The organism is Bradyrhizobium betae (assembly GCF_004123905.1).
GTDB lineage: Bacteria > Pseudomonadota > Alphaproteobacteria > Rhizobiales > Xanthobacteraceae > Bradyrhizobium > Bradyrhizobium betae_A.
The window spans coordinates 156,619-177,364 of the sequence record NZ_MZXW01000024.1 but is presented as its reverse complement, the minus strand read 5'-3'; the positions used below and the strand labels follow the sequence as shown (position 1 = coordinate 177,364).

Annotated in this window: 25 protein-coding genes; 6 read left to right on the top strand and 19 right to left on the bottom strand. The window is 63.9% G+C overall.

The window, feature by feature from the left end; translation table 11 throughout:
- Position 1: 1 nt before the first annotated feature.
- Positions 2–1,180 (bottom strand): cytochrome P450, encoded by a 1,179-nt coding sequence (locus B5V03_RS22475; protein ID WP_129272572.1) that lies wholly within the window; start codon positions 1,178–1,180, stop codon positions 2–4.
- Between the two features lie 18 nt (positions 1,181–1,198).
- Complete coding sequence (locus B5V03_RS22470; RefSeq protein WP_129272571.1) at positions 1,199–2,407, bottom strand: ABC transporter substrate-binding protein; 1,209 nt, start codon at positions 2,405–2,407, stop codon at positions 1,199–1,201.
- A gap of 109 nt (positions 2,408–2,516) precedes the next feature.
- Here B5V03_RS22470 and B5V03_RS22465 point away from each other — a divergent pair, with 109 nt between their 5' ends.
- Positions 2,517–2,996: a MarR family winged helix-turn-helix transcriptional regulator gene (locus B5V03_RS22465; RefSeq protein ID WP_129272570.1), complete on the top strand. Its 480-nt coding sequence runs from the start codon at positions 2,517–2,519 to the stop codon at positions 2,994–2,996.
- Between the two features lie 14 nt (positions 2,997–3,010).
- Here the strand turns inward: B5V03_RS22465 and B5V03_RS22460 are convergent, their stop codons facing one another.
- From B5V03_RS22460 to B5V03_RS22435, 6 genes are all read right to left on the bottom strand, one after another.
- Positions 3,011–3,199 carry a hypothetical protein gene (locus tag B5V03_RS22460; protein WP_129272569.1) on the bottom strand — a complete coding sequence of 63 codons (189 nt, stop codon included), beginning with the start codon at positions 3,197–3,199 and terminating at the stop codon, positions 3,011–3,013.
- 35 nt (positions 3,200–3,234) lie between these two features.
- Positions 3,235–3,645, bottom strand: a complete 411-nt coding sequence (locus B5V03_RS22455; RefSeq protein ID WP_283811543.1) for a MarR family winged helix-turn-helix transcriptional regulator — start codon at positions 3,643–3,645, stop codon at positions 3,235–3,237.
- A 123-nt stretch (positions 3,646–3,768) separates the two neighbouring features.
- Positions 3,769–4,482: an SDR family oxidoreductase gene (locus B5V03_RS22450; protein ID WP_129272567.1), complete on the bottom strand. Its 714-nt coding sequence runs from the start codon at positions 4,480–4,482 to the stop codon at positions 3,769–3,771.
- A gap of 65 nt (positions 4,483–4,547) precedes the next feature.
- Positions 4,548–4,922 carry a hypothetical protein gene (locus B5V03_RS22445; RefSeq protein WP_129272566.1) on the bottom strand — a complete coding sequence of 125 codons (375 nt, stop codon included), beginning with the start codon at positions 4,920–4,922 and terminating at the stop codon, positions 4,548–4,550.
- Between the two features lie 30 nt (positions 4,923–4,952).
- Positions 4,953–5,834 (bottom strand): NmrA family NAD(P)-binding protein, encoded by an 882-nt coding sequence (locus B5V03_RS22440; protein ID WP_129272565.1) that lies wholly within the window; start codon positions 5,832–5,834, stop codon positions 4,953–4,955.
- Between the two features lie 211 nt (positions 5,835–6,045).
- Complete coding sequence (locus B5V03_RS22435; RefSeq protein ID WP_129272564.1) at positions 6,046–6,708, bottom strand: TetR/AcrR family transcriptional regulator; 663 nt, start codon at positions 6,706–6,708, stop codon at positions 6,046–6,048.
- Between the two features lie 167 nt (positions 6,709–6,875).
- Here B5V03_RS22435 and B5V03_RS22430 point away from each other — a divergent pair, with 167 nt between their 5' ends.
- The 3 genes from B5V03_RS22430 (at position 6,876) to B5V03_RS22420 (ending at position 9,254) form a co-directional block, all read left to right on the top strand.
- On the top strand, positions 6,876–7,739 hold the full coding sequence (locus tag B5V03_RS22430) for a DUF3313 domain-containing protein (RefSeq protein ID WP_129272563.1): 864 nt from the start codon (positions 6,876–6,878) through the stop codon (positions 7,737–7,739).
- Positions 7,740–7,848: 109 nt separating this feature from the next.
- Positions 7,849–8,178, top strand: a complete 330-nt coding sequence (locus B5V03_RS22425; protein WP_245502297.1) for a hypothetical protein — start codon at positions 7,849–7,851, stop codon at positions 8,176–8,178.
- A 143-nt stretch (positions 8,179–8,321) separates the two neighbouring features.
- Positions 8,322–9,254 (top strand): LysM peptidoglycan-binding domain-containing protein, encoded by a 933-nt coding sequence (locus B5V03_RS22420; protein ID WP_164988201.1) that lies wholly within the window; start codon positions 8,322–8,324, stop codon positions 9,252–9,254.
- 337 nt (positions 9,255–9,591) lie between these two features.
- Here the strand turns inward: B5V03_RS22420 and B5V03_RS22410 are convergent, their stop codons facing one another.
- From B5V03_RS22410 to B5V03_RS22390, 5 genes are all read right to left on the bottom strand, one after another.
- Positions 9,592–9,828 carry a hypothetical protein gene (locus B5V03_RS22410; RefSeq protein ID WP_129272561.1) on the bottom strand — a complete coding sequence of 79 codons (237 nt, stop codon included), beginning with the start codon at positions 9,826–9,828 and terminating at the stop codon, positions 9,592–9,594.
- 28 nt (positions 9,829–9,856) lie between these two features.
- Positions 9,857–10,174: a hypothetical protein gene (locus B5V03_RS22405; protein WP_129272560.1), complete on the bottom strand. Its 318-nt coding sequence runs from the start codon at positions 10,172–10,174 to the stop codon at positions 9,857–9,859.
- 121 nt (positions 10,175–10,295) lie between these two features.
- Complete coding sequence (gene hspD, locus B5V03_RS22400) at positions 10,296–10,751, bottom strand: small heat shock protein HspD (protein ID WP_129272559.1); 456 nt, start codon at positions 10,749–10,751, stop codon at positions 10,296–10,298.
- 215 nt (positions 10,752–10,966) lie between these two features.
- Positions 10,967–12,040, bottom strand: coding sequence for a tartrate dehydrogenase (locus B5V03_RS22395; RefSeq protein WP_129272558.1), 1,074 nt, complete (start codon positions 12,038–12,040; stop codon positions 10,967–10,969).
- A 21-nt stretch (positions 12,041–12,061) separates the two neighbouring features.
- Entirely contained in the window at positions 12,062–13,360 is a 1,299-nt protein-coding gene (locus B5V03_RS22390; protein WP_129272557.1) for an MFS transporter, read from the bottom strand.
- Between the two features lie 222 nt (positions 13,361–13,582).
- On the opposite strand from B5V03_RS22390, the gene B5V03_RS22385 reads away from it, so the two are divergent.
- Both B5V03_RS22385 and B5V03_RS22380 read left to right on the top strand, forming a co-directional pair.
- Positions 13,583–14,500, top strand: coding sequence for a LysR family transcriptional regulator (locus B5V03_RS22385; protein ID WP_129272556.1), 918 nt, complete (start codon positions 13,583–13,585; stop codon positions 14,498–14,500).
- A 38-nt stretch (positions 14,501–14,538) separates the two neighbouring features.
- Entirely contained in the window at positions 14,539–15,363 is an 825-nt protein-coding gene (locus B5V03_RS22380) for an aspartate dehydrogenase (RefSeq protein WP_164988200.1), read from the top strand.
- Positions 15,364–15,581: 218 nt separating this feature from the next.
- Here B5V03_RS22380 and B5V03_RS22375 read toward each other — a convergent pair whose 3' ends face one another.
- The 6 genes from B5V03_RS22375 to B5V03_RS22350 all read right to left on the bottom strand — a co-directional run bounded on the left by B5V03_RS22375 (position 15,582) and on the right by B5V03_RS22350 (position 20,741).
- Positions 15,582–16,886, bottom strand: coding sequence for a PQQ-dependent sugar dehydrogenase (locus tag B5V03_RS22375; RefSeq protein ID WP_129272554.1), 1,305 nt, complete (start codon positions 16,884–16,886; stop codon positions 15,582–15,584).
- 364 nt (positions 16,887–17,250) lie between these two features.
- Entirely contained in the window at positions 17,251–17,877 is a 627-nt protein-coding gene (locus B5V03_RS22370; RefSeq protein ID WP_129272553.1) for a methyltransferase family protein, read from the bottom strand.
- 27 nt (positions 17,878–17,904) lie between these two features.
- On the bottom strand, positions 17,905–18,936 hold the full coding sequence (locus B5V03_RS22365) for an NAD-dependent epimerase/dehydratase family protein (protein ID WP_129272552.1): 1,032 nt from the start codon (positions 18,934–18,936) through the stop codon (positions 17,905–17,907).
- Positions 18,937–18,965: 29 nt separating this feature from the next.
- A complete protein-coding gene (locus B5V03_RS22360) occupies positions 18,966–19,484 on the bottom strand; it encodes a DUF962 domain-containing protein (RefSeq protein WP_129272551.1) in 519 nt (172 codons plus the stop codon).
- A gap of 172 nt (positions 19,485–19,656) precedes the next feature.
- Positions 19,657–20,325: an OmpA family protein gene (locus B5V03_RS22355; RefSeq protein WP_129272550.1), complete on the bottom strand. Its 669-nt coding sequence runs from the start codon at positions 20,323–20,325 to the stop codon at positions 19,657–19,659.
- Positions 20,325–20,741: a hypothetical protein gene (locus B5V03_RS22350; RefSeq protein WP_063921531.1), complete on the bottom strand. Its 417-nt coding sequence runs from the start codon at positions 20,739–20,741 to the stop codon at positions 20,325–20,327. Before B5V03_RS22350 ends, B5V03_RS22355 begins: the two co-directional genes overlap by 1 nt.
- Positions 20,742–20,746 lie beyond the last annotated feature (5 nt).

The window sequence follows — 20,746 nt, the reverse complement described above, 5'->3', positions numbered from 1 at the left end:
CCTAGGCCGCCGTCACGCGGACCGGCATGCTCTCCATCCCGCGCAGGGAATTGTTGAGCTTGCGCCGGGGCTCCGCCGTAAGCTCTATGGTCTTCACGCGTCTGGCGAGCTCGCCAAAAATCAACTCGCCTTCCAGGCGTGCGATCATCTGGCCGACACAGGCGTGAATGCCGGCGCCGAAACCGACATGTCCGGTCGCAACCCGTTCCACCTCGAAACGATCCGGATTATTCCAGCGCGCGGGGTCCCGGTTGGCCGACGCCATGAACAGCAGCACCTTGCGGTGCGCCGGGATCAAATTGCCGCCGATCTCGACGTCGCGCGAGGTGGTTCGAAAGAACGTCTGCACCGGCGACTCGTAGCGCAGGCCTTCCTCGAAGGCGTTGCGCGCCAGCTCCGGCTTGTGGTGGAGCCTGCGATATTGGTCCGGATGCGTGGCGAGCGCCAGAAGGGTGTTGCCGATGCCGTTGACGGTGGTGTCGATCCCGGCGGTGAGAAACGGCCGCACCAGATGGGTTGCTTCGTGCTCGCTGATCTCGCCTTCGTCGGCCGCCTGATAGATCATCATGCCGAGCCCGTCGGGCTGTAACGCGTCTCGCGCGCAACATTCCATGATCCAGCTCTGCGCCGCGAGACCTTCCTTCCGCGATGCCGCCAGCAGATCGTTCTCGGGACCAAAGCTGTCGAATACAAAGGTGCTCCAGGCCAGCAGCTTTTCGCGGCCATCTGGCCGGATGCCGATCGCGTCCGGAAAGACCTTCATCGGATAGGCTTCGGCGAGATCGGTAACGGCATCGAACGTGCCTCTGTCGATCAGCTCCGAAACCTTTTTCTCCGCCTCGTGCTGAAACGTTTCGCGCAGTCGCCGCGCGACGCCCGGGGACAGGGTGCGGCCGAGGACGCGGCGGCCCTTGTCGTGGTCGGGAGGATCGATCTGAAGCGTCAGCGGTCTCGGCAAAGCGGGGTTCATCCCGTTGAGGCCGACACCCTCGCCGCTGATGAAGCTCTTCCAGTCTTTCAGCGCCGCCTCGACCCCGGCATAGCCCGCCATGGCCCACACGTCGTAACGCTCGAGCCTGAACACCGGTCCGAGCGCGCGCAGCGCTTCGTAGGCGGGGTAGGGATTGGTCAGGAAATCAGGTGCAAACGGATCGGCTTGGCTGCACGGGATGCCGGTCATCGTGAACTCCTGAAGCACTTATTGACTGGAGAGCGGACACTTGCCTTCGCTCTCCGGCCGGAACGCATCTTCTCCCTTGATCGTGCCGACGACCTTCAGCAGATCCCAGGCCGAATGCGACTCCTCCGGCGCCTTGACCTGCAAGAGGTAAAGCGGATGGATCTTGCGCCCGTCCTTGCGGATGTAGCCCTTGCCGAACAGCGGATCGTCGGTCGGCATCTCCTTCATCGCCGCGACCGTCGCCTTGCCGTCCTTGGCACTGCCGACCTTGTCGACCGCCTTGAGATAGTGAATGACCGAGGCATAGACGCCGGCCTGCATGTCGTTCGGATAGGCCTTCGACGGAATGCGTTCGGCGAACCGCTTGGCGAAAGCCCGCGTGCCGTCGTTCAGATCCCAGTAGAACGGGTTCATGATCTGCGCGCCTTGCGCGAACTTCAGCCCGAGCGCGGGAAGCCCGTTCATGCCGAGGATCAATCCGACCAGCTTGTGGTCCTTGGTCAGGCCGAACTCGGCGGCTTGCTTCATCGACGTGATGGTATCGTCGCCGGCATTGGCGAAGCCGACGACGTTCGCGCCCGAAGCCTGGGCCTGGAGCAGGAACGAGGCGTAGTCGGCCGTTCCCAGCGGATGCCGCACGCTGCCGAGCACTTCGCCGCCGGACGCCTTCACGGCCTCCGCCGCCTGTTTCTCCAGGTCATGTCCGAAGGCGTAGTCGGCGGTGATGAAGAACCACTTCTTGCCGCCCTGCTGGACGATCGCCTTGCCGAGGCCGCGCCCGTAGGCATAGGTGTCGTAGGTCCAGTGCACGGTGTTCGGCGTGCATTTTTCGCCGGTCAGCAGCACCGTTCCTGCGCCCGATCCGACGAAGACCTTGTTCTTCTCGGCGCTCATGCCGGCCACCGCAAGCGCGATCGACGAGTTGGGGATGTCGAAGATCGCGTCGACGCCGTCGTTCTCGTACCAGCGCCGGGCAATGCCAATCCCGATGTCGGTCTTGTTCTGGTGATCGGCTGCGACGACCTCGACAGGCTTGCCGGCGGCCTTTCCGCCAAAATCTTCGACCGCCATTTTTGCGGCGACGACCGAACCGATGCCCTGATAGCTCGCGAACGGCCCAGACTGGTCGTTGAGGATGCCGATCTTCACCGTGTCCTGGGCGAATGCCGGTGCCGCGGCCAGCATCAAGGCCGAAATGCACAATTTATGCAGGAATTTGCTGTTCATTGTGTCCCTCCCGTGGGCGGTCTTGGTGCCGCTAAATAATAGTTATATTTTATATCTATTTTTGAGAGTGTCAATTCGTCGTATTTTTCCCCTCCGGAAGGTGAGAATCATGAGCTCGAAACGCGTTAGACCCGGAGCGAAATCCGCTCAGCAACCGGAGAAACCGCTGGATCTGCGTGCACTTCAACGGACACCCGGCTTCATGCTGCGGCTCGCGCAGCTGAAGTTCTTCGAGGGCTTCTACGAGGAATTCGCCGCATTGGGCCTGACGCCCGCGACCTATGCGATTTTCGCCGTCATTCGCGACAATCCCGGCGTGCCGCCGAGCAGCCTCGCCAGCCTGCTCCGGCTGCGTCTGCCGAACCTGATCAAGATCCTGAACGAACTGGAATCGTCCGGCTTCATCAAGCGCAATCGCTCGAAGTCCGATCGTCGCGCCGTCGAGCTCATGCTGACGCCAAAGGGCGCAAAGCTCATTGCCGAGGGGGCGAGGCTGACGGAGCCTTATAACGAGCGAATGCTGGCTCCGCTCACCGAGACCGAGCAGCGGACGCTGCTCGAATTGCTGAACCGGATTTCGCCCCTCTAAGGACGCGGCGGCGGTCATGATGGCGAGACCCGGGCCGTAGAACGTGTCGCGATCGTGTGGGCTGACTGCGAGGTTGCGGCGGAGGCGCTCGACGAGATCGGGTTGGCAGCGAAGTGCCGGCCGAAGGCGACGAGGTCGGCATCGCCGCTGTCGCGCTCAAAACCGCCGGCGGCGATGATCGGTCCCTTGAAGACGCGGCGCAACTAACGCGCGGCGGCAGGCCATCGGGTCGCGGCGCTCAGTCCTCGGATGAGTCCGGCTTCATGTCGCCGACGACCATGTCCCGCAGGGCGCCCCGCAGCACGGCAACGTTTTTCGCGCCGTTCAGCTCTTCGAATTCGCGCTGTGCGCGCTGCCAAAGCGGGGCGGCCTTGTCGTGAAGACGCCGCCCCGCATCGGTGAGCTCGATGAGGCGGCTTCTTCCATCGGTGGGGGAGGGACGGATTCGGGCGAGGCCATCACGCTCGAGAAAGCCGACCATCTTGCCCATCGCGGTCCGTTCGATGTCGAGCCGCTCGGCGAGCGCATTGACAGCGGCGCTGCCGAGTTCGTTCAGGGCCGACAAGGTCAGGAATTGCGTGATGCGCAGGCCCGCGGGCTCGAGATGAGCATCGTAGAAACGCGAGATCTGCCGGTTGGCCTTCCTCATCGCGGAGCAGTTGCATTGATCTAGTCCCAGAGGCTTGCTCACCGGCAACATCTCTTGTCCTTCCCATTTCCATCGTCGGCCCGCGCCGCCGAATATAGGCGTAGCGCGGGCGCAACGATATTCTCAAAACCCTTGTGGTGGGGTGATATAGCCGGGCTCTTCAGCCGCAAGCGTACCCTTCAGCACCACCGTCCCCTTGTCGGCCATCACCTCGCTCTTGCCGGCGGTGAGGGCGTCATAGGTCTGGCGCACTACGTCTTCGGGGCTCGCTTTCGGCACGTCAATGCCGTTGGTCAGGTCGGTATCCACGAACCCGACATGCAGGCCGAGAACCTGGACGCCGCGCTCGCGCAGATGAAAGCGAAGCTGGTTGGTATAGCTCCATGCCGCAGCCTTTGACGCCGCATAGGGCGCCAGGATCGGACGCGGCAGCCAGACGATGTCGGACAGCACGTTGATGATCGCGGCGCTCGGCTTCTTCGACAAGATCGGCTCGAAGGCCTGCGTGACGCGCACGACGCCGTAATAATTGGTATCGAACATGCGAGCCGATTGTGTCGCGACGTCGGCTGACAGGGGGCTGTCGATCAGGGCGGCGATGCCGGCATTATTGACGAGCAACGTCGTATCGTCAGCGAGTTCTGCGGCTGCAGCGATCGATGCCGGATCGGTGACGTCGATCTTGACCGGGATGATGCCAGGCTCATTGAAGCCGTCCCTTTTGCGCATGCCCGCGTAGACTTTCGCAGCTCCGCGGCGACGTGCCTCGCGCGCAAAGGCCAGGCCCAGGCCGCGATTGGCACCAGTGATGAAGACGGTTGCGTTCTTGATATCCATGACAGTCTACCTTTCCAGATTTCGGTGCCAGCGAGGCTTGCTCCCGGCGCTGGCCCACTTTCAGTTCAGAGAAAAAGACGTTCCGGCAACTGGTTCGAAAGCCGCTCGCGCAGACCAGTGGCAAGGGACAGCACCGCGCCAAGCGGGCTCATGCGCACGCTGACGCGCGGCACCGAGCCGTCGGGACCGTGGTCGACGATGACGGCCGCGCTCAGCTTCTCTCCGCCGTTGAGAACGGCCTCGTATTCGAGAAACAGCCGCGAGCCGACATTCTGCACAAAGGTCGGTGTTTGCGACGCGTAGAAGGTTCCGACGGCGTCGACGACGCGACGGATGTCGTCGCGTCCGGTGACGGGGCCGCGCAGCACGGAGCTGACCAGTTCGGCATCAGCGGTCAGATCATCCAGAAACGGGTGACGCTCGGGTCGTGGGTGGGACATTTTCAACCCCCATGTTGGCTTTGATCGTGCTCAGGCGAACACGGCGCGGTTCTGCGCGATGAATTGCTGGACCGAGAGAGGCGGCGTTCCTGTGATCTTCTCGACGGCATCGTTGGTGCCCGAGAAAATGCCGTCGCGATAATTCTGGGCGACCTCGACCAGGTGCTGCACAAGGAATGAAGGAAACTTGTAGAGCTTCTCCATCTTCTCCTTGAACATTGCGATCGAGGTCGGCGCGTACTCGATCCTGGCGCCGAGCACTTCGCTCATCGCTGCTGCGATCTCGGTGTGGTTCATCTCCACTGGGCCGTGCAGCGGATAGATCTTGCCTTCGTGACCTTGCGGCTTGGCCAGGAGGTGGGCGATGACGCGCCCCTGATCGTCACTGGCGATCGGCGCGTGGCGTCCGTTCTCAAACGGAAATTCGATCTTCTTGCTGGCCCAGATCTCCTTGCCCCAATGCGGATAGACCAGCCAATCCGCAAAGAAGGTGGGACGCAGGTGCGTGGTCGCGACACCCGACCAGTCGAACACCTGCTCCGAGACCCAGTGGTCCTGTGCCGCACGGCTTGCCGATTCCCTGCGTGCCGAAATCTGCGACATGTTCACGATTGCGGTGACGCCGGCTTCCTTCGCAGCCTGGGCGAAATAGGCAGCCGCGCCGATGATTCCCGGCGAGATCGGATGAAGGAAATAGGCGGATTGAATGCCTTCCATGGCCGCGCGAATGGCGTCGATTTCGGTGAAATCGCCGATGGCGATGTCGACGCCACGCTGTCTCAGCGCAGCCGCCCGTTCGCCGTCCGAGCGCACATAGGCGCGCACCTTCTTGCCCATCTTGAGCAGTTCGTCGACGGCGGCTCCTCCGGTGCGTCCGGTTGCACCGCTCACCAGAATGGTTGACTCGCTCACGATAGCGCTCCTTCGTTCATATGAGAGCATATGCTCCTATATCGGCAAAATAGGAGCATGCGCTCTTAAGTCAAGGCGCTTCTTTCGAGGGGTGGAGCAGGGCGGTTCACATCGCCGTGTAACAACCGCGTCGACTCCGGCCGATCCAAAAGCCGCGATGGCGGCGGCTCGGGCCTGACTGGGCGAAGCGGCTTGTCCAAGCACGGTCATCCTATCGCTTCCTGACCAGCTTGAGGGGACGGCTGGGCCTTTGATGGCGCGGCTTGCTCGCTGCGCTCTGCGCTTCCGGCGGGCTCAGGAAGCGGACGAGCATCGTCCTCAGATGCTCCGCGCTCTGCCTGATATCCAGCTTGGGATTGCGGATCGGCATTGCGCGGGATCCGTCGATGAGCGCGATCAGGATGTTCGCCGTTGCGTCCGGATCGAGGCCTGAATCCACCCGTCCTTGCTCTTGCGCCCGGCGCAGAAAATCGCTCCACATGCGGCGGACTGCCGCGGTGTGCCGTTCGATGATCTTTGCGAATTCGGGATTACGGGCGGCTTCCGCGAGGCCATCCAGATTGAGAAGTTGGGCGGGCCGAAACCGCAGGCTGTTGTCCTCGATATCGACGAGCAGCGCCTCGATGACGTCGTCGGCCTCGATAATCTTTCCAAACCGCTCCGCCGCATGTGCAAGACCCAGATCGATCATCGCCTCGATGATCGCCTCCTTGCTCGGGAAGTAGTGGTAGAGGTGGCCGGGACTGATGCCGGCCTCAGTGCAGATGTCAGTCGTGCTGGCGCCGCGAAAACCGTCTTTGATGAAGCAGCGGATCGCTGCGCCGAGGATCTCGCCGCGCTTCTGCTCATGCTTGACGGGGTCGACTTTCCTCAATGCGCGCGTCTCCCATCTCCCAGCAACATTCTAGCAACGTTTCGTCACGAGAAAATCAAAATTAGAGAGTTCCATCTATTTAAGGTGATGGATGGGGGCTGAGAGCGATCTCTCGAATAAGCCGCCCCTGTGGGAATGGGACAATGCGCTTTCCTCGGACGGCCCTGATGAGCTTCGCGCTGGCCCTCGGTGGCTGCGCGGCCGCACCGCTTGAACGCGCCGGCTCGCTTCAAAGCTACGACCGGATGTCGGACGCGAACGGACTGGTGACGCGATCGCAGATCCGGGTGAACAAGAAGGATTTGCTGGCGGCGAAGACGATCCGGATCGCGTCGACCATCTTTCCCGCGCGGGCCGATGTCCCCTTGACTGAAAAGGAGCGGCGCCTGGTCGCGAACGCCATCAGCCGCGAGCTGTGTCTTCGTCTGAGCGAGCGCTTCCGCATCGTGTCCGCCGATGAGGATGCCGACCTCACGGTGCAGGCGACGGTGACACATGCGACGCCGACCAGCCCGACCGCCTCCGGCGCATCGAAGGCGCTGTCGATTGCCAAGACCGTTGTCCTTCCCGCGGTGCCCGTGCCGGTGCCGCGGCTTCCGGTCGGGCTCGGCGGACTGTCGGTCGAGGCGGAAGCGCGCGACTTCGCCGGATTTCAGAAGGCGGCGATGGTGTGGGCGCGCAACGCCAATTCCATCTCGAACTCTGCCCGGGTCTCCAACGAAGGCGATGCCTACGATCTCGCCGCCGATTTCGGCGCCGACTTCGCCAAGCTGGTCACGACCGGGGAGTCGCCGTTCGGCGGTATGCCTGCGCTGCCGCCAATGGACAGCATTCCCGTGCGATTCGGCGGCGCGCCGAAATATGTCGCCTGCGAAGCGTTCGGACGATTTCCCGGCATCACCGGCTTCGCGGGGCAGGGGCTCGGCCTGCCGCCGGCCTGGACGGATTCCGGCGCAAAGGAGACCCCGACCAGCGGTCCGGCCCCGGCGCCGGCGCCCGAGGTGAATTCGGAGCAGACGCTGACGCAGTGACGCGGCTGCGCGACACCGAGGGTAAGTGATGTATCTACGATATCAGTTGGCACGGCGCCTCCCTCGAAGGTCCGCCTTCGGCCGCCCGTCTCTGGCGGCCTTGTCGGCCGTGCTGACGCTGTTGCTGGCGGGGTGTGCGTCGAGCGCGAATCTGCCTCCGGCCTACCAGCCTCCGCGCGCACCGAGCACCAAGGCGGTGCAGGAGGGCGTCAAGAAAGGGGCCGCCGAGGCCAAGCTGACCGGGGAACTGGAGACAACCGCCGTCCGCCCTACCGACCACGGGCCGGGATCGTATTTCGTCTGCCTGAGGCAGCGTGGGCCGTCAGCCGGCAGACGCCCCGCCTATTCGGTCTTTTTCGACGATGATGCCTACAAGGGACTCCAGATCTCGGTGATCCTCGATGCCTGCGAAGCCCAGCCATGGGTTCCGTTCAGTTGATGCCGGGCTGCCGCGGGAAGAGACTGCGGGCCCCGACCGACGGGGTGTCGTCGGCCGGTTCCGTGCCCCAAAATCCACCCAATCGGTGGTCACTAAGCCCCCGTGGGGAGGCTGCGGCCTCCCGTGGTGGGACTGCTGAACTGATGCTTGATCCAAGGCGAGTCGTCGCGCTGGCAGTGGTTGCGCTGCTCGCCCTAGACACCGGCATGGCCGTTGCCTCGCCTGCCAAGTCGAAGCGCGCGGCGACGACGGCCACCGCGCCGCCGCCTCCTGCTCCCGTCGAGCCACTGCCGCCGCCAAAGATCTACCTGTTCCGCGGCGCCATGGGCCCGTTTTTCTCGACCGGCATGGACCGGCTTGAAGAGAAGCTGACGAAGGCCGGCTTCTCGGCCGACGTCAACGAATTCACCATCTGCCGGTGGATCGGCGATCGCGCCATCGCCAGCTACAAGGAAACGCCGGCGCCGATCGTGCTGATCGGTCATTCCATGGGCGGGTTGTGCTCGGTCATCATCTCCGAGATGGCGGCCAAGGAAAACATCCCGATCAGCCTCGTCATCACCATCGATCCCGCGCACGCGACCGATGACGTGCCGCTCAATGTCGAGCGCTTCATCAACATCTTCCTCTCCGATAGCGTGCTCGGTGGGGGCAATGTGGTGGCGTTGCCGGGCTATCGTGGCCATTATGCGAGCTACGATTTGAAAGAGAACAGCCGCGTCTCTCACATCAACATCGAGAAGTCGGACGACATCCACCGCCAGATCATCGAGATGGTGACGCAGTTGCCGCGCATTCAGCCGCAGGCCCAGGGCGATTCCGTGCCGCTGCGCTATCTCGTCCCGGGCGATACGCTGGTCGAATTGTGGGACAGCGGCGTGCGGGTGCCGGTGCGTGCCGGCGACACCATGGAGAGCATCGCAGCCGCCAATCGCGTGCCGCTGTGGACGCTCGCGCAGAGCAATTCGCTGGCGGAGAACGCGCAGCTCACCCCCGGCCAAACCATCATCGTCCCGCGCCATTTGACGCCGCCCGCGCCGGCGGCTGCGATGGCGGCGCCCGCGCCGCGGCGGTAAGCGGTCACGAGCGGACATGGCCGGGACCGGCATCGCCTGACGCCATCCCGGGCCTCGTCTTGTCATTCGCGCATCTGATGCCGGGGCAGCCATCTCGATGCAGGTGTCGACAGATTGGAGCGAGCCATGGCGGAAGCATGGCTCGCCGGTCGGTAGGGCGCGGTCAGAAGCATTTGAAACAACGCCCTTTCAGCCGCGTATTTGGCCGCGGGTCGGGCATTTTCGGACCCGTGCATGACCAGGCGTCCTTCCGTCGTGCAAACACGCCATCGCCATGTCCTTCGGCCGTACCTTTTCAAGAAAACTTCGAACGTCGGGAAGTTGTCGGACATTTCAATTAGCCGTGGCTGCTTGCTGTCATGAACGCGGATGCGTTCTCGACCGCCCGGTTTGGAGTTTCAAATGCGAGTGGAAAGGTGGAGCCGGCGAGCTGCTCGATCGCGGAACGTTCCTCGGCCAAGCGCTTTTCAATGAATTGCCGCTCGAACTCGGTCAGTTCGGTCTTGAGCAGCCGCCGATAGCGGCTGATGTTGTTGCGGTGCGCGCGCAACAGGGCCAGCTTTTCATCCATCATCGTCGTGATCCCGTTTGGCAATCGTCGTCTAGGCGGCGAGATCGGTTCGCGAGACGGATCTCCTGCGGACCGGCTTGCCACCCGGAGGCCCCTTCGGATGGTGGTCGAGAGTCGCAAGTGCCTCCAGAATTTCGTCGATGGTGACGGGCTTGTTCGAGCCCGGTAGTTCCCTCAACGCCGGGTTCGAAGCAATGCTGGCAGCGTCCGAAGCCCAGGACGCTAGGATTGCCCGCTTCTCGCCGATCGACAGAGCGGGATCCGCGACGACGTCGCGGGGATGATCGTAGACAGAGCCGGGGTGCAGTATCGCTTTCAGGTCGATGATGTTGTCAGCATGATCGATCATGAGGTCTCTCTCCTTCTCCTTTCGATAAAACCTCTGGTTTGCATTCGTGAGCGCGATCGAAGGCAATGGTCGATCCCGCCTGACAAGCGGGCGGGATCACCAGGTCTCCGACAAGAGAAAATCAGGCGGCCTTGCCCTCGAGTTGATGCACGGTGCCGGACGGCGCGCCATTGATGGCAATTCGCCGCGGTTTCATGGCTTCAGGAATTTCCCGGATCAGCTCGATCTTGAGCAGACCGTTCTCGAACGCGGCACTCTGCACCTGAACATAGTCGGCCAGATTGAATTGCCGCTTGAAGGGCCGCGCGGAAATGCCCCGGTAGAGATATTCGCGTTCGGCCTTGTCCGCCTTGTTGCCCTCGACGATCACCGCGTTCTGCTCGGCCGTCACCGAGATCTCGTTTGGTGAAAAGCCCGCGATCGCAAGCGAAATCTGGTAGCGATCCTCGCTGACGCGTTCGATGTTGTAGGGCGGGTAATTGTCCTCGCCGGCACGCTGTGCCGTCTCCACGAGGTCGAAGAGGCGGTCGAAGCCGATGGTCGAACGCCACAGGGGAGAGAAGTCGTAAGTGCGCATAGCCAGATCCTCCAAAGAGCAAAATGGATACGAGCGGCACCGGACACGACCGGTGCCCGTCTCAACCTTTCCCGACCCCTCAGGCGTCGGGAATGCCACCTCTCGGCGGCAGCAAAAAAATATAAAAACTCCGTTTTGGTTTCAAGAGGGGGTCCAAAAATTTTTGAACCCCCTCTCCGGAAACGGGGAGCGACGGCTAGTGGCTCGTTTGAGCCCTAGACATTCGACCCGTGGATCGCTTCGATCACGGCGTCCGTGACTTCCTTCGTCGTCGCCTTGCCGCCGACATCGGGTGTCAGCACGCCTGCGGCGCAGACGCGCTCGACCGCCGCCATCAGCCGCATTGCCGCGTCCTTCTCGCCGAGATGCTCGAGCATCTGCGCGCCCGTCCAGAACGTCGCGACCGGGTTGGCGATGCCTTTGCCGGTGATGTCGAAGGCCGAGCCGTGGATCGGCTCGAACATCGAGGGGAAGCGGCGCTGCGGATCGATGTTGCCGGTCGGCGCGACGCCGAGGCTGCCGGCCAGTGCGCCGGCGAGATCGGAGAGGATGTCGGCGTGGAGGTTGGTCGCAACGATGGTGTCGAGGCTCTTCGGATGCAGCGTCATGCGCACCGTCATCGCGTCGACCAGCATCTTGTCCCAGGTCACATCAGGGAATTCGCCGGCGACTTCGGCCGCGATCTCGTCCCACATCACCATGCCATGGCGCTGCGCGTTCGACTTGGTCACGACGGTGAGGAATTTGCGCGGCCGCGACTGCGCCAGCTGGAACGCGTAGCGCATGATGCGGGTGACGCCGACGCGGGTGAACACCGCGACTTCAGTGCCGACCTCTTCCGGCAGGCCCCTGTGCGCGCGGCCGCCCATGCCGGCATATTCGCCTTCCGAATTCTCGCGCACGATTACCCAGTCGAGATCGCCGATTCCGACATTGCGCAGCGGCGAGGCCACGCCCGGCAAGATCTTGGTCGGCCGCACATTGGCGTATTGGTCAAAGCCCTGGCAGATCGGCAGGCGCAGGCCCCACAGCGTGATGTGGTCGGGCACGTCGGGCGCGCCGACGGCGCCGAAATAGATCGCGTCGAACTTCTTCAGCTCGGCAAGGCCGTCGGCCGGCATCATCACGCCGTGCTTCTTGTAATAGTCCGAACCCCAGTCGAAGGTTTTGACGTTGAAGGCGATGTCGCCGCTGCGCTTTGCCAGCGCCTCCAGCACGCGGATTCCGGCCGAGATCACCTCGGGGCCGATGCCGTCGGCGGGAATGGCTGCGATCGAATGGGTGCGCATGGAAGTGCTCCGTGAGAGAGATTAGCGGGATTGCGGGACGGGTTCGACGGGCGCGGTCTGCGCGCGCGACAATAGCAGGGTCAGGACCGCCGAGAGAACCAGCAGGCCGCTGACGAAATAGAGTCCGCCGACAAAACTGCCGGTCTGGTCCTTGATCCAGCCGATCATGGCGGGACCGACGAAGCCGCCGAGATTGCCGATCGAATTGATGGTGGCGATGCCGGCTGCAGCCGCAGGGCCGGACAGGAACAGCGTCGGCATGCTCCAGAGCGGCGGTTTTGCCGAGGAGATGCCGATGTTCACGAGCGCCAGCGCGACCAGCACGGCGACCACGCCGCTCGCAAGCCCGGCATAGGCGAGGCCTATGGCAGCGATCAGGCAGGCCCACACGACGTGCCAGGTGCGCTCGCCGGTACGGTCCGAATGCCGCGCCCACAGGATCATGGCGACGACAGCGGCGGTTGCCGGCAGTGCGTTGAGGAAGCCGACCTGAAGCGAGGACAGGCCGAACTGCTTGATGATCTGCGGCGCCCAGACGCCGAGCGTGTAGAGCCCGGCCCAGGTGCCGAAATAGATCAGCGACAGCGCCAGCACGCGCGGATCGGCAAGCCCGCGCCAGATGCTGTGGCTCGCGGTCGCGGCCTTGCTGGTGGTCTCGTCATTCATGGTTTCGACCAGCCAGCGGCGTTCGTCATCCGCGAGCCATTTCGCTTTCTCCGGCCGATCGGTCAGGAATGCCAGCACGACAAAGCCGAGCAGCACGGCGGGCAGCGCCTCCAGCACGAACAGCCACTGCCAGCCCTTGAAGCCGAACAGGCCGTCCATTTCCAGGAGTGCGCCTGATATCGGTGAGCCCAGCACGGTCGAGAGCGGAGCGGCTGCCATGAACAGCGCCGTCACCGCGGCGCGCTGGCGCGCCGGGAACCAGTAGGAGAGATAGAGGATGATGCCGGGAAAGAAGCCGGCTTCGGCAACGCCGAGCAGGAAGCGCAGGATGTAGAAGCTGGTTGCGCCCTGCACGAACGCCATCGCGGCCGAGACGAGGCCCCAGGTGATCATCACGCGTGCGATCCATATCCGCGCGCCGACCTTGTGCAGGATGATGTTGGAGGGCACCTCGAACAGGAAATAGCCCCAGAAGAAGATGCCGGCGCCGAACCCGTAGACGGTCGGCGACAGGCCGATGTCCTTGTTCATCGTCAGCGAGGCGAAGCCGATGTTGACGCGGTCGATGAAGGCCACGAAGTACAGCAGCATGATGAAGGGAACGATGCGCCAGGTGATCTTGCGCAGCACGCGCGTCTGAATCTCGCTCGCCATCCTCGCCTCCCCTGGAACACCAGCTTGTTGTTGTGAGGCGGCAAGCCTAGGCGGGGGCAGGCGGCATACTCAATTGGCGCTGGTTTATACAAAAAAATGATATAATCCTCGAAGGCCGCCAAGACGTCATGGCCGGGCTTGACCCGGCCATCCACGCCTTGCGGTACGGCACGAAGAACGTGGATGCCCGGGCATGACCTGGGCGAGATGTGAGGACCTTGGATGGAATTGCATCAGTTGCGATGCTTCGTGGCGGCGGCCGAACAGCTGCATTTCGGCCATGCGGCGCAGCAGCTGCAGATGCTGCCGTCCGCGCTCGGCCGGCAGATCAGGTTATTGGAAGAGGATCTGGGCACGCGGCTGTTCGCGCGCACCACGCGCGCGGTCTCACTGACGGAAGACGGTGCGACGCTGCTGCGCGACGCCCGCGCTATCCTCGCCCGCGTCGAGGCGGTCGAGAGCAATTTGCGCAGCCGCTCGCGTGCGGGGGCCGCGCGACGGCTTCGGGTCGGCGCCATCGACAGCGCAGCCGCGGGCCTGTTGCCGCCGCTGCTGCGCGATTTCCGCGACAAGCATCCTGACATCGCGGTGCAGCTGCTCGAAGACAAGACGGTGCGGCTGCTGCCGAAGATCCTCACCGGCGCGCTCGATCTCGCCTTCGTCCGTCCGCCGGTCCAGCCGGACAAGCGGCTCGAATTCCGCGACCTGCTCCAGGAGACCGCCATCGTGGCGTTCCCGCAGCGGCATGCGCTGGCCGAACGCAAGTCGATCACGCTGGCGCAGATTGCGGATGAGGCGATGCTGGTGCCGGACCGCCGCTCACGTCCACACAGCCACGACCTCACCATAAAACTGTTCGAGCAGGCCGGCCTCACGCCGCGCATCGTGCAGGTCGCCGACGAGAAGCAGACCATCATCCATCTGGTGGCAACAAAGCTCGGGGTCGCGATCGTCCCGCGCTGGACCACGCGCATGGCGGTGACAGGTGTTCGCTTCGTGCCGCTGCGGCCGAAACAAATCGGCCCGGTCGGCCGGCTGCCGCTCGCCGCGGCCTGGCTGCGCGGCTCGCGCGATCCGGCCCGCGATGCCATGCTGGCGGTGCTCGAGGGGCGCCTGCGCAGCTATGCGCGGGAGGCGTGAGCGGCTATGACACTGGCTTGGACAAACGGTGGGATACGATGACGGATCAGAACGCTCAGAACGAATTGCGGGTGGCCATCGCAGGGCTGGGCTCGATCGGCAGCAAGATCGCAGCCGCGCTCGATCAGGGCGTCGAGGGGCTGACACTGTCTGCCATCGCCGTGCGCGATCCCGCAAAACATCAGGCGTTCCTGAGCGGCCTGCGCCGTCCGCCGCAAATCCTGGCCATCGACCAGCTCGGCGACGCCGCTGATATCGTCGTCGAATGCGCTCCTAGCAGCCAGCTGCGCGCGATCGTCGAGCCTGCTGTGAAGCGCGGCAGGGCCGCGGTCGTGGTCAGCGTCGGCGGGCTGCTCGACAATTTTGATCTCGTCGATCTCGCCCGTACCAATGGCGGCCGCATCCTCGTCCCGACCGGCGCACTGATCGGGCTCGATGCCGTCAACGCCGCCGTGGTCGGCACCATCCACTCGGTGAAGATGGTGACGCGCAAGCCGATCGACGGCCTGAAGGGCGCGCCCTTCATCGTCGAGAACAACATCGACATCGACAATCTGCGCGAGCCGCTAAAGCTGTTCGAGGGCAGCGCGCGCGAAGCGGCGAAGGGTTTTCCGGCGAACGTCAATGTCGCGGTTGCGCTGTCGCTGGCGGGCATCGGGCCCGATCGCACCCAGATGCAGGTCTGGGCCGATCCGACCGTGACGCGCAATGTGCATCGCATCGAGGTCGAGGCGGATTCGGCGCGGTTCTCGATGGGCATCGAGAACATCCCGTCCGAAAATCCCAAGACCGGGATGATCACCGCTCTGTCCGTGATCGCGCTGCTGAGGAAGCAGCGTGCCACGCTGTGCGTGGGGACGTGATGGGTTGAGGCTCTATGGCCAGACGGCGGCGCGCTCTATCACCGTCACCCTGAGGTGCTCGCCTCTTCGGCGAGCCTCGAAGGGCGACGGCCCGGCTGCATCGTGGCCGTTCATCCTTCGAGGCTCCCCATGGGACGCGCTGCGTCCCATGCCTCGCACCTCAGGATGACGGAATGCATATGAGATCGCTCGTGGCGATTCCAGCACATTTCTTATTATTACGCCCCCGTGACGCGCCAGATCACGTTGCCGACGTCGTCGGCCATCAGCAGCGACTTTTTGTCGGGGCCGATCACGACGCCGACGGGGCGGCCGTAGGATTCCTTCTCGTCCGGCGCGAGGAAGCCCGACAGGATGTCGCGCGCCGGGCCCGAGGGCTTTCCGTTCTCGAACGGAATGAACACCAGCTTGTAGCCGGATAGCGTGCTGCGATTCCACGAGCCATGCTGGCCGATCACCATGCCGTCGGGGAAACCGGGCAGGGTCCCTGCGGGCATCCAGCACAGGCCGAGCGAGGCGGTGTGGCCGCCGAGCGCGTAATCCGGTTGAATCGCCTTCGCGACCATCGCCGGATCCTGCGGCACGCGGTCGTCCACCGTCTTGCCCCAGTAGCAATAGGGCCAGCCGTAGAAGCCGCCGTCGCGCACCGAGGTGAGATAGTCCGGCGGCGTCTCGTCGCCAAGGCCGTCGCGCTCGTTGACGACAGTCCAGAGCACGCCGGTCGTCGGCTCCCAGGCAAGACCAACCGGATTGCGCAGGCCGGCGCCAAAAATGCGATGCGTGCCGGCGACGAGGTCGAGCTCGTAGACCGCGGCGCGGCCTTCCTCGACCTCCATGCCCATCTCGGCGATGTTGCTGAGCGAGCCGACACCGGCATAGAGTTTTTTGCCGTCGGGGCTGGCGAGCAGGCTACGCGTCCAATGCCCGCTCGGCTTGAAAGTCGTGAGCCGCTTGCCCGGTGCGGTGATGCTGTCGGCATTGGCGACGTAAGGGAAAGCCATCACGCCATCGGTGTTGCCGACGTAGAAGGTGTCGCCGATCAGCGCCATGCCGAACGGCTGGCTGAGGTTTTCCATGAAGGCGCCGCGCACTTCGGCAACGCCGTCGCCGTCCTTGTCGCGCAGCAGCGTGATGCGGTTGGCAGAAACGCCGAGCGCCGCGGCACGCCGCATCGTCGCCTGCATCGCATAGTGAAAGACGCTTCTCGGCGCGCCTGCGATCTGTGTCGCCTCCGCGATCAGCACGTCGCCGTTGGGCAGCACCTCGATCCAGCGCGGATGGTCGAGATTGGTTGCGAACGCGTTGACCTTAAGCCCGGGCGCGGCGGTCGGCTTCTGCCCCTCGCTCCAGCCGCGGGCGGTCGGCATCTTCAAGGTCGGGATCGCGCCTTGGGGCTTCGCTTCGGGAATGGCCGGCGACTGGCCCCAGGCCGGCGCGAACTCGGTGCCCGTCAGCTTCCGCCATTGCAGCGCGATGCCGCCGAGGATTGCGACGAACTGCGCGAAGATGCTGGAAAACGTCATGAGAAGCCCCTGTCGAACCCTTGAGGCACAGTCCAACGGATCGCCCAAAGCCCCGCGCGGGCTCAGGCCTGATCGTCGACCTCTCCAGATCCACGATGAATGTCGTCGTGCCTCGTTGCGCGCGCATCCAACGGGTTGGCGGTAAAAAGGTCAACCGCTGGGGAACGCGATGGAGGTCTATTCCCGCGGAATGGCTGCCGATCAAATTTGCATGGAGAGAGGTGCGAAGGCTGTTCCTGGCGGACTATTCCAAGCGCGCCAAGCCATCCCCGCCATCCTATGGTGGCCGCTGCTTCAGCGGCCCTCGAAGGATGACAGAATTGGCAGCAAATGTTGCGCGAGAAAGTGGTGGGCGTAGCCCGCGTCACCGCGGCGACAAAAACGGAATGATCATCGGCACGCGGCGGCAGTACGCGCCATACGCGTCCTCGCCGAGCTCCTTCGACAGGAACACCTCTTCCATCCGGCCCTTCTGCCACATGCCGAGCGAGATCAGGATGGCGCCGAGGATCGTCGTCACCAGGCCGATCGCAACGCCGGTCACCAGCATGCCGAAGATCAGCCCGGTGTAGATCGGGTGGCGCACGATGCCATAGGGGCCGGTGTCGATGACGCGGTGATCTTCCTTGTGGGTGATGGTGTTGGACCAGAACTTTCCGAGATGCAGCCGGCCCCACCAGGCGAAGGCGATGCCGGCGACCGAGAGGACGGCGGCAATGGTGATGCCGGTGTTGCCGAGCACCCAGAGCGGCTTCCAACCCAGGATCTCCGCAATCCAAGGCGTGTACAGGATGCCGCCGACCAGGATCGGCAGACGATAGCGCTGCGACTCCAGTGTCATGACCTGCTTCTTGGTCCGCCCCTGCCAGAATGAGGCGCCCATCCAGCTGGCGAGAAAGGCGAGCCAGATCAGGGCCAGGACTTCAGTCGGCCAGGTCGTGGTCCAGCCGCCCCAGGCGACAGAGAGAAGCTTGCTGAAATCGAAGGACATGAAGGTTCTTTGCGTTGGGCGGCGGCTTTAGCTCGCGCGCGAGGACAGCGCGTGATGCTCGATGGCGCCGGAGGGCTGCTGGCCGTTGCGGGCGAGCAGGTGGGTGATGGTTTCGCGCAGCACGGGTTCGATCGGGCGCGGCGAATAGCCGAGCTCGTTACGGGCCTTGCCGATCGAAAGATCGCTCGCGGCGAGCGCAATGCGCACGCCCTCGGCGGTGCCATTCGGCGGCCGCCGCGTGATGTTGTCAGAGATGTATTCGAGCATGATCGCGGAGAACTCGGCGATCCTGCCGGGCACGACGACCGGGAACTGCCGGCGGCCACTCATCGCCGACATCATCCGCAAGATGTTGCCGAGCGGCACGCAGTCGCCGCCGAGGATATAGCGCTGGCCGATGCGGCCGCGCTCCATGGTCAGCACCAGCCCCATCGCGACGTCGCGGACGTCCACGAGATTGACCAGGAAGTTGAGATGCGGCTGCACCTTCTTCTGGAGGAAGTACCAGAGCATCGCCGTCGGCGGCGTCAGATTGTGGTCGGCCGCACCGATCGGCATGGTCGGTGTGCCGATCACCAGAGGGAAGCCCGCGGCCGCAGCCTTCGCCGCAAAATGCTCGGCGAGTGATTTCGACCGCGTATAGGCGCCCGGCATCGCGTCGGCCGGCTGCAGCGCTTCCTCGGCGGCAGCGCCGCCCAGGTCCGAATAGGGGAACAGGATCGATTCCGTCGAGCAGTGCAGGAAGCGCGACACGCCGCGCTTCATCGCGGCGGCGAGCACCACTTCGGTGCCGTGGCAATTGACGTCGTGAAAGTCCTGCTTGTTGGCGACCCACATGCCGGGCAGGCCGGCGAGGTGATAGACCTGATCGACGCCGCCCAGCGCGGCCTCGACCGCAGCAGCGTCCAGCACCGAGCCGTGGACATATTCAACGTCGGCATTGGCCGCGGCCGGGGAACGGACATCGAGAACGCGTACCCGCTGCCCACGGGCGCGGAGCGCTTCTACGAGATGATGTCCGATGAAACCGCTGCCACCGGTAACCAGTACGAGAGCCATGAAGAAGGTTTGCTGTTTCGCTTCTGGAGCTATCGGGTTGAAAGGGAATTGGTCGGAACAGGCGCCAAAATCGCGGCAAGGTCGCGACGGAAGCCCAGTGCAATGAATAATTTTGCCATGACAAACATCGGTCCAAGCAGGAAATGCGTGGGATGGTCCACCATCGACGGCTGCCGTTCCTCGAAAACCCTGTGGCCGACGATCTGCGATGCGACGCCGAACCCGATCAGCACCGCAAAAATCGACCACATCATGACAAGCGAGACCTGATTGCCGATCGCGGTTGCGACCGAAAGCAGCACGATCATCGCCGCGAGGATGCCGAGGCCAATCCCGGCGTCCAGCATCAGCCAGTAGACCAGCACCGGCAGGGCCAAAATCACCGCCAGGCTCACCTCGACCCCGAAGACGGAGAAATGCACGAGGGTCAGCGGCAGCACGGCGCCGGTGAAGAGCAGGAGGATGCCGACCACGTGCATCGCGCAGTTCCAGGGATCGCGATGATATTCGACGTAATCGGCCAGTTGGCGTTGGAAATAGCCAGCCATCTCGGTCTCGTGCAGCGTGGGGGCGGGAAGGACGAACAGTGGCTATAGCACTGGATAGGGCAGTGCACAAACCGGCGCGAGTGTCGCGCGAAACCGTGCTGTCGCGCTGTGAGACAGGTCACAAAACGGTCAGAACTTCAAAGGGTTCCGCCAGACGCCGAGGTGTGTTCGGTCAGTGCTTCCTGGCAGGTTTTTTCGCCGCAGGCGCAGGTGCCGCAGCCGGATGCGCAGGCGCCTCCTCGGGCACCTTGGCAAAGGTTGCGATCTGCAGCTGGCCGTTGACGGCAGAGGTCGGCTTGGCGCGGTCGAGAAACTGCTCCTCGCCGAGGCCGATCGGATGCAGTCGCTTCGTCGAGATCTTGAACGTGTTCACCAGCACGTCGCGGATCGCGTCGGCCCGGCGCTGGCTCAGGATCGCGTTGGCCTCGCGCGTCTTGGTGTTGGATTCGACATGGCCGACGATCAGGAACGTGTAGGGCAGCAGCGAGGCATGAACCAGCGCGTCCGCGATGCGGCCGACGGTCTGGTAGGAGGCCGGCTGGATGATCGGCGTGTCGGCGTCGAACTGGATCTGCGTGGTGAAGGTGGGCAGGTTGGCCAGATCAGGCGCGATCGGCGGACGGTTCACCGGACCGGGATCGTTCTTGATCCTGGCCTTGGCGCGCTCCATCACCTGCGTCTTCAGCGCGGGAAGGTCGACCTCGGCGGCCTGTTCGAAATGGTTGAGCTTGCCGACGATGTCGTCGCGGGTTGGTGGCGTGGTCTGCGCGCCTGTTGCGCCCGCGAGCAGGGCAAAGCCAAAAGTCATACCAAGCGTGATGGCAATTCTGCGCGCACGCATCAGCGATACCCCGCGTCGTCGACGGCCTTCAGGCAGTTGTTGCTGATGCCCTTGGGCGTCGAGACCAGGCAGGGGATCGACTTGCTGGTCTCCTTGGTCGAGCCGCCGCAGACCTTGACGATCTCGCGCTGGCAGGCGTTCGCCACGGTGACGCGCGCGGCGACGCGCTTCTGGATGGCATCGAAGGCGCCGAGATAGTCGCTCTGGCACTGCTGGGACAGCACGTCGCGGTTGCGCGACAGGCATTCCTTCAGGCGGGTCGAGTCCGGATTGACGCCGCGGCAATTGGCGACGATTTCCGCCCCGCAGCTCTTGGCCAAAAGCCCGATCGAATCGCCAAAGCTCATGGTCTCTGCCGCCGCAAGCGACGGCATCCCCAATGCCAGCAAGATCAGTGTGATGGAGCCCCGGACCATGGGCG

Bases quoted from the DNA above. Each gene is read 5' to 3' on its own strand.
- B5V03_RS22475 (WP_129272572.1), bottom strand. From the start codon at position 1,180: ATGACCGGCATCCCGTGCAGCCAAGCCGATCCGTTTGCACCTGATTTC.
- B5V03_RS22470 (WP_129272571.1), bottom strand. From the start codon at position 2,407: ATGAACAGCAAATTCCTGCATAAATTGTGCATTTCGGCCTTGATGCTG.
- B5V03_RS22465 (WP_129272570.1), top strand. From the start codon at position 2,517: ATGAGCTCGAAACGCGTTAGACCCGGAGCGAAATCCGCTCAGCAACCG.
- B5V03_RS22455 (WP_283811543.1), bottom strand. From the start codon at position 3,645: ATGAGGAAGGCCAACCGGCAGATCTCGCGTTTCTACGATGCTCATCTC.
- B5V03_RS22450 (WP_129272567.1), bottom strand. From the start codon at position 4,482: ATGGATATCAAGAACGCAACCGTCTTCATCACTGGTGCCAATCGCGGC.
- B5V03_RS22445 (WP_129272566.1), bottom strand. From the start codon at position 4,922: ATGTCCCACCCACGACCCGAGCGTCACCCGTTTCTGGATGATCTGACC.
- B5V03_RS22430 (WP_129272563.1), top strand. From the start codon at position 6,876: ATGAGCTTCGCGCTGGCCCTCGGTGGCTGCGCGGCCGCACCGCTTGAA.
- B5V03_RS22420 (WP_164988201.1), top strand. From the start codon at position 8,322: ATGCTTGATCCAAGGCGAGTCGTCGCGCTGGCAGTGGTTGCGCTGCTC.
- B5V03_RS22410 (WP_129272561.1), bottom strand. From the start codon at position 9,828: ATGATGGATGAAAAGCTGGCCCTGTTGCGCGCGCACCGCAACAACATC.
- B5V03_RS22405 (WP_129272560.1), bottom strand. From the start codon at position 10,174: ATGATCGATCATGCTGACAACATCATCGACCTGAAAGCGATACTGCAC.
- hspD (WP_129272559.1), bottom strand. From the start codon at position 10,751: ATGCGCACTTACGACTTCTCTCCCCTGTGGCGTTCGACCATCGGCTTC.
- B5V03_RS22395 (WP_129272558.1), bottom strand. From the start codon at position 12,040: ATGCGCACCCATTCGATCGCAGCCATTCCCGCCGACGGCATCGGCCCC.
- B5V03_RS22390 (WP_129272557.1), bottom strand. From the start codon at position 13,360: ATGGCGAGCGAGATTCAGACGCGCGTGCTGCGCAAGATCACCTGGCGC.
- B5V03_RS22385 (WP_129272556.1), top strand. From the start codon at position 13,583: ATGGAATTGCATCAGTTGCGATGCTTCGTGGCGGCGGCCGAACAGCTG.
- B5V03_RS22380 (WP_164988200.1), top strand. From the start codon at position 14,539: ATGACGGATCAGAACGCTCAGAACGAATTGCGGGTGGCCATCGCAGGG.
- B5V03_RS22375 (WP_129272554.1), bottom strand. From the start codon at position 16,886: ATGACGTTTTCCAGCATCTTCGCGCAGTTCGTCGCAATCCTCGGCGGC.
- B5V03_RS22370 (WP_129272553.1), bottom strand. From the start codon at position 17,877: ATGTCCTTCGATTTCAGCAAGCTTCTCTCTGTCGCCTGGGGCGGCTGG.
- B5V03_RS22365 (WP_129272552.1), bottom strand. From the start codon at position 18,936: ATGGCTCTCGTACTGGTTACCGGTGGCAGCGGTTTCATCGGACATCAT.
- B5V03_RS22360 (WP_129272551.1), bottom strand. From the start codon at position 19,484: ATGGCTGGCTATTTCCAACGCCAACTGGCCGATTACGTCGAATATCAT.
- B5V03_RS22355 (WP_129272550.1), bottom strand. From the start codon at position 20,325: ATGCGTGCGCGCAGAATTGCCATCACGCTTGGTATGACTTTTGGCTTT.
- B5V03_RS22350 (WP_063921531.1), bottom strand. From the start codon at position 20,741: ATGGTCCGGGGCTCCATCACACTGATCTTGCTGGCATTGGGGATGCCG.